The organism is Xanthomonas sp. NCPPB 3174, assembly GCF_056725205.1.
Map to the genome: position 1 here is coordinate 1,840,843 of NZ_CM161517.1, position 14,496 is coordinate 1,855,338.

Genomic DNA, 14,496 nt, shown 5'->3' on the forward strand with positions numbered 1-14,496 from the left:
GACTAGTTTACTCGTGCCGGTGCGCGGGCGCAGGTTATCCTGCCGCGTCCACCGCCAGCGCGCGCTGCACCGCCGGCCGCGCGGCCATGCGCTCGGCGTAGGCGCGGGTCGGCGCCGGCGAGTCGAGCAGGCCGAACTGCAGCATCCAGCCCAGCGCGCTGCCCCACAGCACGTCGGCGGCGCTGCAACGCGCGCCGAGCAGGTAGTCGCCGCGCGCCAGTTGCGCGTCCACCACCGCCAGCACGGTATCGCAGTCTGCATAGGGCGACATCGCCCGCGGCGGCGGTTCGCGCTTGAGCGCGCGGTCGACCAGGGCCGGTTCGAAGCACGCGCCGTAGAACGCCAGCCAGCGCAGGTAAGGGCCGCGCAACGGATCGCCGATCGGTGGCGCCAGCCCGGCTTCGGGATACAGGTCGGCCAGGTAGGGGTAGATCGCGCCCTGTTCGGTCACCACCGCGCCGGCGTGCACGATCGCCGGCACCTTGCCCATCGGGTTGATCGCCAGGTATTCCGGCGCCAGTTGCGCCTGCCGGTCGAAGTCGATGCGCTCGATGGCGTAGTCGGCGCCCAACTCCTCAAGCAGGATCAGCACGCCGCGCGAGCGCGAACGCGGGTTGTGGAAGAGGGTGATGTGGCGGTCGCTGGTCATGGGCGGCTCCTGGCTGGTCGGTGCGGACACCCTAGACCCCATTGCGGACAGATCCTGTCCGCAATAGCGTGCACCGATGTCATCGCCCGCCGCCCGCCTGTTGCGCCTGATCGCCCTGCTGCAGACCCGTCGGCTGTGGTCCGGTGCGGAGCTGGCCGAGCGGCTCGGCGTGGACCGGCGCAGCTTGCGCCGCGACGTGGAGCGGCTGCGCGCGCTGGGCTACGCCGTGGAGGCCGCGGCCGGGGTCGGCGGCGGGTACCGGTTGGCCGCCGGCGCGCAGATGCTGCCGCTGCTGTTCGAGGAGGACGAGGCGGTGGCGGTCGCGGTGGCGCTGCGCGCGGCCTGCGCCAGCATGGCCGGCCTGGAGGACACCGCGGTGCGGGTGCTGGCCAAGCTCGAACCGCTGCTGCCGGCGCGGGTGCGCCAGCGCGCCGACGCCTTGCAGGGGGCGACCCTGGCGCTGGGCCAGGACCCGCTGCGGCCGGACACGCGGGTGCTGATCGGCGTCGCCAGCGCCTGCCGCGACCGGCGCCTGCTCGGTTTCGCCTATCGCGATCACGGCGGCCGCGCCAGCCAGCGCCTGGTCGAGCCGCTGCGCCTGGTCAACGCCGGCCGCCGCTGGTACCTGCTGGCCTGGGACCGCGACCGCGGCGATTGGCGCACCTTTCGCGCCGAGCGCATCGTGCCGCCCCTGCAGCTCGGCGCGGCGGTGGCATTGCGCCTGCCGCCGCAGGACGCTGCGGCCATGGTCGATGCGGCGATCCGCTACAGCCCGCAGGCGCTGGGCTACGCGCTCAGCGTGCGGCTGCGCGGCAGTGCCGCCGAGCTGGGGGCGCGCACTCCATTGTGGTGCGGCACCCTGCAGGACGAGGCCGACGGCCACTGCCGGCTGTCGCTGCTGGCCGACGCGGTGCCGTGGCTGGCGGCGCAACTGCTGACCATCGGCGTGCCGTTCGCCGGGCTGCAGGCCGAACCCGACGTGCTGGCGGCGCTGCGCAGGACCCTGAACGCGTTGCTGGAGCAGCTTCCGGCGCCGGTGCCCGAGGAATAGGTGCCCGGGCCTGCCGGCGACCATGCCTCGCGGCGGTGCAGGGATGGCGCGCACTTGGCAAGCGCTGGGGAAGTTGGGACACTCGCTGCCATGAAGGGGATGCTGTGGCTCCTGGGGCTGGGATTCGCCACGTTGACGGCTGCGCCGGCCAGCGCCGGCACCCTGTACAAGTGCACCGGCAGCGACGGCGTGCCCAGCTACGGCAGCAAGCGCGTGTCCGGCGCCAGCTGCAGCGTGATCGGCCGTTACACCCCCGACCGCCGCGCCGCGCGCGCCACCCCGGCGCCTGCACCGGCCAGGGCCAGTGCCGAGCGCTCGAGCCGCGGCGTCATCGCCAGCGCCGGCACGGTAGCGCCGGCCACCCTGATCAGCGCCCCGGTCGCCGCACCGGCCCCGGTCACCGCCAACGCCGTGCCCAACCGGGTCGCCCCGGTGTCGCCCAGCAGCAGTGGCGCGCCACGGCGCCTGGTCAGCGGCCAGCTGTATTCGTACATGAAGGACGGCGTGCGCCACTACACCAGTGCGCGCCCGACCCAGGTCGCCAATCTCGGCGCGGTGCGCACGATCCGCTACAGCTTCATGGAGACCTGCTACGCCTGCGCCAATCCCGGGGTCAACTTCGGTGCGGTGCGCCTGAACACCACCGCCTACCAGAGCGAGATCGCCGCGGCCGCGCGCGAGTACGGCGTCGACGAGGCGGTGGTGCGCGCCATCATCCACGCCGAATCCGCCTACAACCCGATGGCGCTCAGCCGCGCCGGCGCGCAGGGGTTGATGCAGTTGATGCCGCCGACCGCACGCCGCTTCGGCGTCAGCGATTCGTTTGATGCAGCGCAAAACATTCGCGGTGGCGTGCAGTACCTGGCGTGGCTGCTGAAGCGCTTCAACGGCAACCTCAGCCTGGCTGCGGCCGGCTACAACGCCGGCGAGGGTGCGGTAGACAAACACGGCGGGATCCCGCCGTACAGCGAGACCCAACGCTACGTGCAACGGGTGGGCGTGCTCGCCGAGCGCTATCGCGGCGTGCTGGCGACCGCGCATTGAGCCGTTGCCGCGGCCCGGCAGGAGGCGTCGCGCGTCCATTGTCGTCGCGTTAAGGGTTCCGCTACACTGCAGTGGATTCAGTGCGGCTCGACCCCCACCGAGCTGCTGGCAGCCTCACGCTACCCAATCACAGATCGGAGTGCCGGATGGCCAACGATGGGGTCAACGATTCTGTAAACGCAGGACGCCGCCGCTTTCTCACCGCCACCACGTCCGTCGTGGGCGCGGTCGGTGCGGGGTTCGTGGCGGTTCCGTTCATCAAGTCCTGGAATCCGAGCGCAAAGGCCAAGCTGGCCGGCGCGCCGGTCACCGCCGACATCAGTGCCCTGCAGGAAGGCCAGCGCCTGATCCTGGAGTGGCGCGGCCAGCCGATTTGGATCGTCAAGCGCTCCAAGGCGATGCTCGATGCGTTGCCGTCGCTGGACAGCCGGCTCAAGGATCCGGAGTCCACCAACAAGGACCAGCAGCCGGACTACGTGCTGAAGAATCCGGAGTACCGCTCGATCAAGCCCGACGTCTCCGTGCTGGTCGGCCTGTGCACGCACCTGGGCTGCTCGCCGGAAATGGTCGCCGAGATCCGCCCCGAACCCTACGACCCCGACTGGAAGGGCGGCTATTTCTGTCCCTGCCACAAGTCGCGCTTCGACATGTCCGGCCGCGTGTTCCAGGGCGTGCCGGCGCCGATCAACCTGCTGGTGCCGCCGCACCACTACCAGGACGACAACACGCTGGTGATCGGCGTGGACCCGAGCGCGTCCGCGAAGGGAGGGGCGTAAGTCATGGCCGACAACATCCTCACCCGCACCGCGGGCAACGTGTTCGATTGGGTCAACGAGCGTGCTCCGGGGCTGATGCCGTTCTACCGCAAGCACGTCACCGAGTACTACGCGCCGAAGAACTTCAACCTCTGGTACTACTTCGGCTCGCTGGCGATGGTGGTGCTGGTCAACCAGATCGTCACCGGCATCTTCCTGACGATGCACTACAAGACCAGCGCGGCCGAGGCGTTCAACTCGGTCGAGTACATCATGCGCGACGTCGAGTGGGGCTGGCTGATCCGCTACATGCACTCCACCGGTGCCTCGCTGTTCTTCATCGTGGTGTACCTGCACATGTTCCGCGGGCTGATGTACGGCAGCTACAAGAAGCCGCGCGAGCTGGTGTGGATCCTGGGCATGCTGATCTACCTGGTGCTGATGGCTGAGGCCTTCATGGGCTACGTGCTGCCCTGGGGGCAGATGTCGTTCTGGGGCGCGAAGGTGATCATCTCGCTGTTCGGCGCGATCCCGGTGATCGGCAACGGCCTGACCGAGTGGATCATGGGCGACTACCTGCCGTCCGACGCCACCCTCAACCGCTTCTTCGCCCTGCACGTGATCGCGCTGCCGCTGGTGCTGCTGTTGCTGGTGGTGCTGCACCTGGGCGCGCTGCACGAGGTCGGTTCCAACAATCCCGACGGCGTGGAGATCAAGAAGGGGCCCAAGGGCAATCGCTGGAACCCGAACAAGCCGGCCGACGGCATCCCGTTCCATCCGTACTACACGGTCAAGGACCTGGTCGGCGTCGGCTTCCTGCTGATGATCGGCGCCTTCATCATCTTCTTCGCCCCCGGCTTCGGCGGCCTGTTCCTGGAGCACGACAACTTCACCGAGGCCAACCGCCTGGTGACGCCGGAGCACATCAAGCCGGTCTGGTACTACACCCCTTACTACGCGATGTTGCGGGTGGTGCCGAACAAGCTCGGCGGCGTGCTGGTGATGTTCTCGGCGATCGCGATCCTGTTCCTGGTGCCCTGGCTGGACCGCGCCAAGGTCAAGTCGATCCGCTACCGCGGCTGGATCTCGCGGGTGATGCTGGGGATTCTTGCGGTGTGCTTCGTCTGGCTGGGCGTGATTGGTTCCGGCCCGGGCACCGAGATCATCGAGACCTACATCGGTCGCGTGCTGACCGTGCTGTATTTCGCCTTCTTCCTGACGATGCCGATATGGACCTCGCTGGATCGAACCAAGCCGGTGCCGGAGCGGGTGAGCAGCCATGACTAAGCGCCTGATCGCCGTGCTCGCCGGCTTCGCGTCGGCCTTGCTGCTGTCCGCCTCGGCCATGGCCGCCGAGGGCGGCGCCACCCTGCAGGCCGGCAACGACCTGGGCGACCGCGCCTCGCTGCAACGCGGCGCCAAGCTGTTCATGAACTACTGTTCCGGCTGCCATTCGCTGAAGTACCTGCGCTACCAGCGCATGGCCGAGGATCTGGGCCTGAGCGAGGACGAGGTGATGCACAACCTCAACTTCACCGGGGCCAAGATCGGCGAACACATCGAGACGGCGATGCCGCACGATGCGGCGACCAAGTGGTTCGGCAAGGCGCCGCCGGACCTGAGCCTGATCGCCCGCGTGCGTGGCACCGACTGGGTCTACACCTACCTCAAGTCGTTCTATCTCGACCAGTCGCGGCCGCTGGGCTGGAACAACAAGCTGTTCGCCAACGCCTCCATGCCCAATCCGCTGTGGGACCTGCAGGGCCTGCAGCAGCCGGTGTACGGCAAGGCCGAGCAGCCGGGCGTGGACAAGCCGGTGGAGCGGTTGCAACTGGCCACGCCGGGCAAGCAGAGCCCGGCCGAGTTCGACCAGACGGTGCGCGACATCAGCAATTTCCTCGAGTACGCCAGCGAGCCGGCGGCGCTGAAGCGGCAGAACCTGGGCGTGTGGGTGGTGCTGTTCCTGGCGCTGCTGACCTTCCTGGCCTATCTGCTCAAGAAGGAATACTGGAAGGACGTGCATTGAGCGGCGGCCGTTCCGGCCGCATCCCGGCTGCACCGTTGCTGAGCCGATCCCCTGTTCATCCTATTGGCTTTTGTGAGCGAGGGTTGCACACTCAGGGGCCGTGACGACCGTCCGCAATGTGCGGGCGGCGTCGATGCGGCCGGCGGATTCCGGTCGTCGGAGAGCCTTGAATGGCGGCGAGTTTGCGCATGCGAAATACCTTGACGTTGTTTTCCTCCACGGATGATGTCCTGTGCCACCGCGTCCGCCTGGTGCTCGCGGCCAAGGGCGTGACCTACGATTTCGTGGCGGTGGATCCGCAGAATCCGCCGGAAGACCTGATCGACCTGAATCCCTACCACTCGGTGCCGACGCTGGTGGAGCGCGAACTGGTGCTGTATGCCGCCTCGGTGGTCAGCGAGTACCTGGACGAACGCTATCCGCATCCGCCGCTGATGCCGGTCGACCCGCTCTCGCGCGCGCGCCTGCGCCTGGCCATGCTGCGCATCGAGCACGACTGGGTGCCGCAGGTGCAGGCGATCCAGCTCGGCAACAAGGCCCAGGCCGAGGCCGGGCGCAAGCGCCTGAAGGAACTGCTGACCGCCTCGGTGCCGCTGTTCAAGGCCAGCAAGTTCTTCCTCAATCCGGAGATGAGCCTGGCCGATTGCGCGATGGCGCCGATCATCTGGCGCCTGCAGGCGCTGGATATCCCGCTGCCGAAGGACGGCAAGGCGATCGAGGATTACGGCAACCGCATCTTCCGCAATCCCGGTTTCATCCGCAGCCTGACCGACCAGGAAAAGAAGCTGCGCGACCTGCCGGCATGATGCCGTGCGTCGCGCCGTCCCCGCTGTGTTCCGAGCTGTACCGGCGTCGCGCGCCGGCACGTAGAATGGGCGCATGACCGAAGACACTTCCCGCATGACCAGCCATCGCCCGTACCTGCTGCGGGCGCTGGTGGAATGGATCAACGACAACGGCATGACCCCGCACATCCTGGTGGATGCGGGCCTGCCCGGCGTGCAGGTGCCGCCGAGCGCGGTCAAGGACGGGCGGGTGGTGCTGAACATCGCCGAGCGCGCCGTGGTGCGTCTGCAGATCGACAACGACGGGGTCAGCTTCACCGCCCGCTTCGGCGGCGTCAGCTATCCGGTGCAGGTGCCGATGTCCGCGGTGCTGGCCGTGTATGCGCGCGAAACCGGGCAGGGCATGGCGCTGCCGGACGACATCCACGGCGCCAGCGAGCCGCCGGGCGACGACACCCCGCCACCGCCGCGGCCGGGCGGGTCCGACGACGCCGGCAAGCGTCCGCGCCTGCGCGTGGTCAAGTAGCCAGTCGATGCGCGACCTCGATGGTCGCGCTTCACCCACCCAAGCGTTGGCGTTTCCCGTGTTCGCGCGTCGCACGCACTACGTTCTGCCGTAGGAGCGGCTTCAGCCGCGACGCGCGTTACCGGTAATGCCCGTCGCGGCTGAAGCCGCTCCTACGACAGGCGGATAAATCCCAGCAGTTGCCGTCCATTCGAGATGGCATGCGAAGCGGTTTCCCACTCACCTTGGCAGTCGCCCAAGCGGCTGCGTGCCATCGATGCGCAGCCGTGGTGCCTTGGCTCATTCGCGCTGCGCGCGCGCTTCCTGCAGGCTGCTCACGCTGGCTACCGACGGCCCGGTGAAGGCGATCAACTGGTCGCCGAGCAGCACCAGGCGGCCACTATGGCGGTCGCTGCCGTCGTAGGAATAATCGAAGCGGAAGCTGCGTTCGAAGCCGAGCCAGCCGTTGGGCAGGCGCCGCAGGCGCAGGCCGGTGCCGTGCACGCTCTGGTCGAGCCACTGCACGTCGGCGGCCTTGCAGGCATTGCGGCCGAGGATTTCGGCGCGTTCGGCGGCGGCACGCGAGGCGTTCCAGAACGCGAACACCGCCGCGCCGGCGATCATCAGCAGGATCAGGCTGGGCATGGCGCCACTGTAGCGAGGCGCCGGTAGGTGGGCAATCGGGCTGGGATTGGGGATTCGGGATTGGGGATTGGCAGGTGGGTCGGCGGCTGTTGGGGCGATCACTGCCGGGCAATGCCGCGTGGTCGCGCAACTGGTGGTGTGTTTGGGTACGCCCAGCCGAAGTGCTCCATCGCCACCATTCTCCTGCGCAACACTCGCACATGGCCTTGATTGCACGATGTGCCTACCTGCAGAAATGTTTTGGGCCAAGCTTGCGGTGGGTCGCGCGCGTTTCGGCTAGGACTGCGGTTCGGTCTTGGGCGTGTCTTTGCCGGAAGGGGTGGCGGGTTGTGGCGGAGCAGGTGCTGCGGCGGGCGCCGGTGGCGGGGCCGGCGGGTTCGGCGCGGTCGGCGGTGCTGGCGGGACGGCGGGCGTGCCCGGTGTCGCGCTGGCTGGCGTCGCGGGCGGCGGCGCGATCGGCATGGGGGCAGGCACGGTGGGCGGGGTAGGCGGCAATAGCTGCGCCTGCGGTTGCAGCTTCAGCAAGGCCGACCAGTCCTGGCGGTTGACGTCGCACAGCTCCTCGTGGCCGGGCGTGCATTCGAGGGCGGCGCCTTCGTCGTTCTGCTCCTGCGCCAGCGGCGCGTCCAGTTGCAGGCGCCCGCTGCGGTCCAGCTTGAGCTTGCGCATGGTCACCGCGTTGAACACGTTGCCGCCGATCAGGTACAGGGTCTGGTCGCCGCCGACGTTGGCCGCGACCACGATGTCGCAATGCGATTCCCACGGCAGCGGGCGGCCGCGCGCCAGCGCCTCGCGCAGGCCGGCGGCGCCGACCGGCTGCCGGCGTCCGCGCAGGAAGCACAGCAGGTCGCCGGGCGCGGGCTTTTCCTGCTGCGGGTCGGCGTAGCGGTAGGGCAGGCCGTCGGCGCCGGCCTGGTAGGCGGCGCGGATGTAGTCGATATGGCGGATCGAGGTGCGGAAGCCGGCCACGCCGGCGCGCACCATCACGTAGGACACGAACGCCGCCGACCATGGATTGTCGACGATGAAGGCGCGGCAGTCGTTCTCGCGGTAGCGCGATCCGTCCAACTGCTGGCAACTCGCGGCGCCGTCGATCTGCCCCATCGCGCCCAGCGTGCCGCTGTCGCGCCAGTACGCGGCGACGCGCTGCCAGGCTTCGATGCCGTCGTCGGCAAGGTCGGCGCGTTCGGCCTCGGTGACGCGCAGGCCGGCCAGGCGACCGTCGCGATCGATGAACGGGCGCCACCACAGCCGGTGTTCGTTGCAGGCGGTGCGCACGATCGCCACCGCCGCCGGAGTCAGGCCGAAACGCGGCGGCAGATCGCAGACTTCCGCGGCCGCGGCGCGGCCGGCGGGAAACAGGGCGGCGACACACAGCAGCGCGAACCAGGGGCGGAACATCGGCGAACTCGGCGGGGAGAGGAGCGCGCAGCGTCGCAGAGCGGCGTCGGCGGTGCCGTGAAGTGTAGGGGGTCTGTTCGGCGATGGGTCGATCGCGTGTGCCGCGTCGGCCTGGCACCCGCGCATGTGGCGCGCCGCGCCGTTTCGCGACCTGATTGGCGGGCTGCTGGCGTGATCCCGCGGCGGCTGGAGGCCTCGACGTCGGTATCGCGGCGCGCTGCGAGAGTGCGCGTCGCTGGCCGGGGAGGCGCTGCAGTGGCGGCTCCCAGGCCAGGTGCCGGTCGCTACTGCGGCGGCGTTCCGAGTTTCAGCGACAGATCCACGGCCTGCACGTGCTTGGTGAGGGCGCCGATGGAGATGCAGTCGACACCGTCCTGTGCGATCGCGCGCACCGCCTCCAGGTCGACGCCGCCGGAGACTTCCAGCGGAATCGCACGGTTGAAGGGTGCGGCCGCGGCGATCGCCACCGCATCGCGGCGCTGTTCCGCGGTGAAGTCGTCGATCAGGATGCGGTCGCAGCCGGCTTGCAGCGCTTCGCGCAACTGCTCCAGGGTTTCCACCTCGACCACCAGCGGCAGCGCCGGCCACTGCGCGCGCGCGGCGGCCACTGCCGCGGGCAGCGAGCCGGCGGCGTGGATGTGGTTTTCCTTCAGCATCACCGTGTCGTACAGACCGATGCGGTGGTTGTCGCCGCCGCCGCAGCGCACCGCGTACTTCTGCGCCAGGCGCAGGCCGGGCAGGGTCTTGCGCGTGTCCAGGATGCGCGCGCCGGTGCCGGCGACCGCGGCCACATAGGCGGCGGTGGCGGTGGCGGTGGCCGACAGGGTCTGCAGGAAGTTCAGCGAGGCGCGCTCGGCGCTGACCAGGGTGCGGCTGCGCCCGTGCAGCAAGGCCAGCACGGTGCCGGCGGCCACGCGCTGGCCTTCGGCCACCTGCCAGTCGATCCGGACCTGCGGGTCCAGCGCCTGGTGGCAGGCGTCGAACCAGGGCCGGCCGGCGATCACCGCGTCCTGCTTGCACAGCAGGTAGGCGCTGTCGGCGCGATCGGGCAACAGCGCGGCGGTGACGTCGCCGCTGCCGAGGTCCTCGGCCAGCGCGCGCGCCACATCGGCGGCGATCAGGTCCGCGGCGGGCGCCTGCGGCGGCGCCGTGTCGCGGCTCATTTAGCCGGGAAGTCGGCGAGCTGGGCGGTGCCGATGGCCTCTTCGGCCAGCAGCACCGGGATGCCGTCGTCGACGCGGAACACCTGCTTGCGGTCGCGGGTGATCAGGGCTTCGCGCAGCGGTTGCGCCTGCGCACTGCCATCGGCGCGCTGCACGCCGCCGGCGGCGATGGCGCGGTTCAACGCCTCCAGGCCGCGCGCCTCCAGCAGCGCCAGCGGTTGGCGGGTGTCGGGCGAGCACAGCAGGTCGAGCAGTTTGCGGTCCATCCGGTCTTCGTCTTGCGTGGAAGACGGCTAGAATACGTCTTTAAGGCAGGGGACGGCCATGACCTCCAAGCAAACCGCGCCGCTCGTCGGCATCGTGATGGGTTCCCGCTCCGATTGGGAGACCATGCAGCATGCGGCGCAGAAACTCGATGCGCTGGGCGTGCCCTATGAAGTGAAGGTGGTGTCGGCGCACCGCACCCCGGACGTGTTGTTCTCCTATGCCGAGCAGGCGGCCGCGCGCGGCCTGCGCGCGATCGTGGCCGGCGCCGGCGGCGCCGCGCACCTGCCGGGCATGCTCGCGGCCAAGACCGCGGTGCCGGTACTGGGCGTGCCGGTGCAGTCCAAGGCGCTCAACGGCATGGACTCGCTGCTGTCGATCGTGCAGATGCCGGCCGGCATCCCCGTTGCCACCTTCGCGATCGGCAATGCCGGCGCGGCCAACGCCGCGCTGTTCGCCGCGGCGATGCTGGCCCACGACCACGCCGGGATCGGCACCGCACTGGGCGACTTCCGCCAGCGCCAGACCGACGACGTGATGGCCAAGGACGATCCGCGCCAATGACCACCGTCGGCATCCTGGGAGCGGGGCAGTTGGCACGCATGATGGCCGTGGCCGGCGTGCCGCTGGGCCTGCGCTTCGCGCTGCTGGATCCGGCGGCCGATGCCTGTGGCGGGCAGGTGGCGCCGCTGCGGGTCGGCGGCTATGCCGACGAGACCGCGCTGGCCGCGTTCGCGGACGCGGTCGACGTGGCGACCTTCGATTTCGAGAACGTGCCTGCGGCCAGCGCCGGTTGGCTGGCCGGGCAGGTGCCGGTGTTCCCGAGCCCGGATGCGCTGGCCGTGGCGCAGGACCGCCTGGCCGAGAAGACCCTGTTCCGCGAGCTCGGCATCCCGGTGCCGGCCTTCGCTGCGATCGAGACGCGCGCCGACCTGGACGCGGCGCTGGCGCAGGTCGGCACGCCCTGCATCCTCAAGACCCGCCGGCTCGGCTACGACGGCAAGGGCCAGTTCCGCATCGCCGCTGCCGCCGATGCCGATGCGGCCTGGGACGCGTTGGGCGCGCAGGCGGCCAGCGTGGGCCTGATCGCCGAGGCGTTCGTGCCGTTCCAGCGCGAGGTCAGCGTGGTGGCGGTGCGCGGCCGCGACGGCGAGTTCCGCACCTGGCCGCTGACCGAGAACTGGCATGTGCACGGCGTGCTGTCGGCCAGCCTGGCGCCGGCGCAGGCCGATGCCGCGCTGGAGCAGGTGGCGGTGGCGCATGCGCGCGCCCTGGCCGAGCGCCTGCAGTACGTCGGCGTGTTCGCGCTGGAGCTGTTCTGTCGCGACGGCGAATTGCTGGCCAACGAGATGGCCCCGCGCGTGCACAACTCCGGCCACTGGACCATCGAAGGCGCGGAGACCTCGCAGTTCGAGAACCACCTGCGCGCGGTGCTGGGGCTGCCGCTGGGCTCCACGCGCATGCGCGGCCATGCCTGCATGCTCAACTGGATCGGCGCGATGCCCGACGCCGCACCGGTCCTGGCGCAGCCCGGCGGGCACTGGCACGACTACGGCAAGCAGCCGCGCGAAGGTCGCAAGGTCGGCCACGCCACCCTGCGCGAGGACACGCCCGAGGCGCTGGCCCAGGCGCTGCAGACCGTGGGCGCACACCTGCAGCGCGAGACCCAGGTCGCCCCGGTGATCGCCGCCCTGCGCGGCGAGCGCTGAACCAGCATCACGAAGCCCAGGCCACGCCTGGGCCAGGAACTGGCGGCCGCGGCCGCCGCTCTAGCGAATCCCCAATCCCGACTCCCCAATCCCTGCTTATCGCAGATTGGACGCCGCGAACTCCCAGTTGACCAGCTTCCAGAACGCCTGCAGATAGCGCGCGCGGTCGCCGGGATAGTCGGTGTAGTAGGCGTGTTCCCAGACGTCGCAGGCCAGCAGCGGCGTGTCGTCGCCGGTCAGCGGGGTGCCGGCGTTGGCGGTGCTGACCACGGCCAGGCTGCCGTCCGGACGCTGCACCAGCCAGATCCAGCCGGAGCCGAACAGCGCCAGCGCCATGCGCTCGAACTCGGCCTTGAACCGGGCCACGTCGCCGAAGCTCTTGGCCAAACGTTCGCCGAGCGCGCCGCCGGGTTCGCCGCCGCCGCGCGGGCGCAGGCCGCGCCAGTAGAACGCGTGGTTCCAGACCTCGGCCGCCTCCTGGAACAGGCTGCCCTGGGCGCGCCGCAGCAGGTCCGGCAGCGCCAGCTCGGCCAGGTCGCTGCCGGCCAGGCGCGCATTGAGCCGTTCCACCAGGGCGCGCTCATGGGCGTGATGCTGCTCCACCGCGGCGGCGGACAGATGCGGGGCCAGCGACGCGGCGGCGTAGGGCAGGGGAGCGAGTTCGATGGGCATGGATCCTCGGGCGGTTTCGGGTGCGTGTCGCGGTACTGCCGCGCGCAGGGCTTACACTATGCGGCTACGCGAGAGTCTAGCCGACCGCCAAGGTCGTTCTTTCGCCCCAGCAGGAGAGAACCCGCATGCAGGTGATGGAGCGCATCCAGGCCGACGTCGAACGCCATCCCATCGTGTTGTTCATGAAGGGCACGCCGCAGTACCCGATGTGCGGCTTTTCCAGCCGCGCGTTGCAGGCGCTGCTGGCCGCCGGCGCCGACCGCCTGCACACGGTCAACGTGCTCGACGAGCCGGAGATCCGGGCCAATCTGCCGCGCTATTCGAACTGGCCGACGTTCCCGCAGCTGTTCATCCATGGCGAGCTGATCGGTGGCTGCGACATCACCATGGAACTGTTCGAGTCCGGCGAACTGCAGCGCATCGTCACCGAGGCCTACCAGTCGTGACCGCGCCTGCGTCGCCGCAGGCCGGCGCGCTGGCGCAGCGGGTGATCCTGGTCAGCGGCGCCGCCGGCGGGCTCGGCAGCGCCGCGGCGTTGGCCTGTGCCCAGGCCGGGGCCACCGTGGTCCTGCTCGGGCACAAGCTGGCCCGCCTGAACCGGGTCTACGACGCGATCGCCGCGGTCGGCGCCGCGCCGCTGCTGTATCCGCTGGATCTGCTCGGCGCCACCCCGCCGGACTACGCGACCCTGGCCGAGCGCCTGCAAAGCGAGCTCGGGCGCCTGGACGGGCTGCTGCATTGCGCGGCCGACTTCGCCGGGCTGACCCCGTTCGAGCATGCCGATCCGGCCCAGTTCGCGCGCGCCCTCCACGTCAACCTGACCGCGGCGGCCTGGCTGACCCAGGCCTGCCTGCCGTTGCTGCGGCAGGCCGAAGATGCCGCGATCGTGTTCGCCGTGGACGATCCGGCGCGGGTCGGCCAGGCCTACTGGGGCGGTTACGGCGCCGCCCAGCACGGCCGCCGCGGCCTGCTGGCGAGCCTGCACGGCGAACTGGCGGCTTCGCGCGTGCGCGTGGCCGGGCTGCAGCCGGGGCCGATGCGCACCGCCTTGCGCGCCCGTGCCTACACCCATCAAGAAGACCGCGACGCGGTCGACCCGGCGCGCTACGCCGGCGCCTGCGTCGACCTGCTGTCGCCCGCCGGCGCCGCGCACCGCGGCGCGATCTGGAATCCCCTGGCATGACCATCCTGTCGGCAGCGCTGCTGCTGTTCCTGATCCTCGACCCGCTGGGCAACATCCCGGTGTTCCTCAGCGTGCTCAAGCCGCTGCCGGCGCGGCGCCAGCGCATCGTGCTGGCGCGCGAACTGCTGATCGCGCTGGGCGTGCTGATGGGCTTCCTGTGGGGCGGCAAGTACGCCCTGGAAGTGATGCACCTGCGCCAGGAATCGGTGGCCATCGCCGGTGGCATCGTGCTGTTCCTGATCGGCATCCGCATGATCTTCCCGCGCCCGGAAGGGCTGATGGGCGAGATTCCCGACGGCGAGCCGTTCATCGTGCCGCTGGCCATCCCGCTGGTGGCCGGCCCCTCCGGCATGGCCGCGGTGATGCTGATGGGCAGCAACGAGCCGACCCGGCTGGGCGAGTGGAGCCTGGCGTTGATCCTGGCCTGGCTGGGGACCTCGGCGCTGCTGTTCTCCGGCACGCTGCTGTACAAACTGCTCGGCATGCGCGTGCTGACCGCGGTCGAGCGGCTGATGGGCATGTTGCTGGTGGCCATCTCGGTGCAGATGTTCCTGGACGGGATCAGCGCCTACCTGAAGCTGCCGGTCGCTGGCTGAGCAGGCGCGGCAGTCGCCGCGCGTCTTTCCTCGCTGATGCGGCTTGCC

Annotated in this window: 18 protein-coding genes; 12 read left to right on the plus strand and 6 right to left on the minus strand. The window is 70.1% G+C overall.

From position 1 onward, the window contains the following. Positions 1–34 precede the first annotated feature (34 nt). Entirely contained in the window at positions 35–649 is a 615-nt protein-coding gene (locus AC1PK7_RS08075; RefSeq protein ID WP_481100433.1) for a glutathione S-transferase family protein, read from the minus strand. 76 nt (positions 650–725) lie between these two features. Here AC1PK7_RS08075 and AC1PK7_RS08080 point away from each other — a divergent pair, with 76 nt between their 5' ends. The 7 genes from AC1PK7_RS08080 to AC1PK7_RS08110 all read left to right on the plus strand — a co-directional run bounded on the left by AC1PK7_RS08080 (position 726) and on the right by AC1PK7_RS08110 (position 6,836). Next, the gene (locus tag AC1PK7_RS08080; protein ID WP_481100434.1) at positions 726–1,700 is read left to right on the plus strand and encodes a helix-turn-helix transcriptional regulator; all 975 of its coding nucleotides are present in this window, start codon (positions 726–728) and stop codon (positions 1,698–1,700) included. Between the two features lie 90 nt (positions 1,701–1,790). Beyond that, entirely contained in the window at positions 1,791–2,744 is a 954-nt protein-coding gene (locus AC1PK7_RS08085; RefSeq protein ID WP_481100435.1) for a transglycosylase SLT domain-containing protein, read from the plus strand. 146 nt (positions 2,745–2,890) lie between these two features. Further along, positions 2,891–3,520, plus strand: a complete 630-nt coding sequence (gene petA, locus AC1PK7_RS08090) for a ubiquinol-cytochrome c reductase iron-sulfur subunit (protein ID WP_010342127.1) — start codon at positions 2,891–2,893, stop codon at positions 3,518–3,520. A 3-nt stretch (positions 3,521–3,523) separates the two neighbouring features. Then, the gene (locus AC1PK7_RS08095) at positions 3,524–4,786 is read left to right on the plus strand and encodes a cytochrome b (protein ID WP_010342126.1); all 1,263 of its coding nucleotides are present in this window, start codon (positions 3,524–3,526) and stop codon (positions 4,784–4,786) included. Continuing rightward, the gene (locus AC1PK7_RS08100) at positions 4,779–5,525 is read left to right on the plus strand and encodes a cytochrome c1 (RefSeq protein WP_420009524.1); all 747 of its coding nucleotides are present in this window, start codon (positions 4,779–4,781) and stop codon (positions 5,523–5,525) included. Before AC1PK7_RS08095 ends, AC1PK7_RS08100 begins: the two co-directional genes overlap by 8 nt. A 170-nt stretch (positions 5,526–5,695) precedes the next feature. After that, positions 5,696–6,331, plus strand: a complete 636-nt coding sequence (locus tag AC1PK7_RS08105) for a glutathione S-transferase N-terminal domain-containing protein (RefSeq protein ID WP_010342124.1) — start codon at positions 5,696–5,698, stop codon at positions 6,329–6,331. Between the two features lie 73 nt (positions 6,332–6,404). Further along, positions 6,405–6,836 (plus strand): ClpXP protease specificity-enhancing factor, encoded by a 432-nt coding sequence (locus AC1PK7_RS08110; protein ID WP_010342123.1) that lies wholly within the window; start codon positions 6,405–6,407, stop codon positions 6,834–6,836. A gap of 279 nt (positions 6,837–7,115) precedes the next feature. On the opposite strand, the gene AC1PK7_RS08115 is transcribed toward AC1PK7_RS08110, so the two are convergent. The 4 genes from AC1PK7_RS08115 to AC1PK7_RS08130 form a co-directional block, all read right to left on the minus strand. Then, a complete protein-coding gene (locus AC1PK7_RS08115) occupies positions 7,116–7,460 on the minus strand; it encodes a DUF3301 domain-containing protein (RefSeq protein WP_209031122.1) in 345 nt (114 codons plus the stop codon). 276 nt (positions 7,461–7,736) lie between these two features. Beyond that, positions 7,737–8,861 carry a DUF2272 domain-containing protein gene (locus tag AC1PK7_RS08120; RefSeq protein ID WP_481100436.1) on the minus strand — a complete coding sequence of 375 codons (1,125 nt, stop codon included), beginning with the start codon at positions 8,859–8,861 and terminating at the stop codon, positions 7,737–7,739. A 284-nt stretch (positions 8,862–9,145) separates the two neighbouring features. Then, positions 9,146–10,024, minus strand: a complete 879-nt coding sequence (gene nadC, locus AC1PK7_RS08125) for a carboxylating nicotinate-nucleotide diphosphorylase (RefSeq protein ID WP_481100437.1) — start codon at positions 10,022–10,024, stop codon at positions 9,146–9,148. Continuing rightward, a complete protein-coding gene (locus AC1PK7_RS08130) occupies positions 10,021–10,290 on the minus strand; it encodes a Trm112 family protein (protein WP_010342118.1) in 270 nt (89 codons plus the stop codon). Before AC1PK7_RS08130 ends, nadC begins: the two co-directional genes overlap by 4 nt. 58 nt (positions 10,291–10,348) lie before the next feature. On the opposite strand from AC1PK7_RS08130, the gene purE reads away from it, so the two are divergent. Together purE and AC1PK7_RS08140 are read left to right on the plus strand one after the other, a co-directional pair. Further along, positions 10,349–10,852, plus strand: coding sequence for a 5-(carboxyamino)imidazole ribonucleotide mutase (purE, locus tag AC1PK7_RS08135; RefSeq protein WP_481100438.1), 504 nt, complete (start codon positions 10,349–10,351; stop codon positions 10,850–10,852). Beyond that, positions 10,849–11,997 carry a 5-(carboxyamino)imidazole ribonucleotide synthase gene (locus AC1PK7_RS08140; RefSeq protein WP_481100439.1) on the plus strand — a complete coding sequence of 383 codons (1,149 nt, stop codon included), beginning with the start codon at positions 10,849–10,851 and terminating at the stop codon, positions 11,995–11,997. The genes purE and AC1PK7_RS08140 overlap by 4 nt, the downstream gene beginning before the upstream one ends. 96 nt (positions 11,998–12,093) lie before the next feature. Here the strand turns inward: AC1PK7_RS08140 and AC1PK7_RS08145 are convergent, their stop codons facing one another. Further along, positions 12,094–12,669 (minus strand): superoxide dismutase, encoded by a 576-nt coding sequence (locus tag AC1PK7_RS08145; protein WP_481100440.1) that lies wholly within the window; start codon positions 12,667–12,669, stop codon positions 12,094–12,096. Positions 12,670–12,794: 125 nt separating this feature from the next. On the opposite strand from AC1PK7_RS08145, the gene grxD reads away from it, so the two are divergent. Genes grxD through AC1PK7_RS08160 form a run of 3 tightly spaced genes read left to right on the plus strand, consistent with a single transcriptional unit; the run spans position 12,795 to position 14,448 of the window. Further along, positions 12,795–13,115 (plus strand): Grx4 family monothiol glutaredoxin, encoded by a 321-nt coding sequence (grxD, locus tag AC1PK7_RS08150; RefSeq protein WP_010342114.1) that lies wholly within the window; start codon positions 12,795–12,797, stop codon positions 13,113–13,115. Continuing rightward, positions 13,112–13,852 (plus strand): SDR family NAD(P)-dependent oxidoreductase, encoded by a 741-nt coding sequence (locus AC1PK7_RS08155; protein ID WP_481100441.1) that lies wholly within the window; start codon positions 13,112–13,114, stop codon positions 13,850–13,852. Before grxD ends, AC1PK7_RS08155 begins: the two co-directional genes overlap by 4 nt. Further along, positions 13,849–14,448, plus strand: a complete 600-nt coding sequence (locus tag AC1PK7_RS08160) for a YhgN family NAAT transporter (RefSeq protein WP_019800076.1) — start codon at positions 13,849–13,851, stop codon at positions 14,446–14,448. Before AC1PK7_RS08155 ends, AC1PK7_RS08160 begins: the two co-directional genes overlap by 4 nt. Positions 14,449–14,496: the final 48 nt, after the last annotated feature.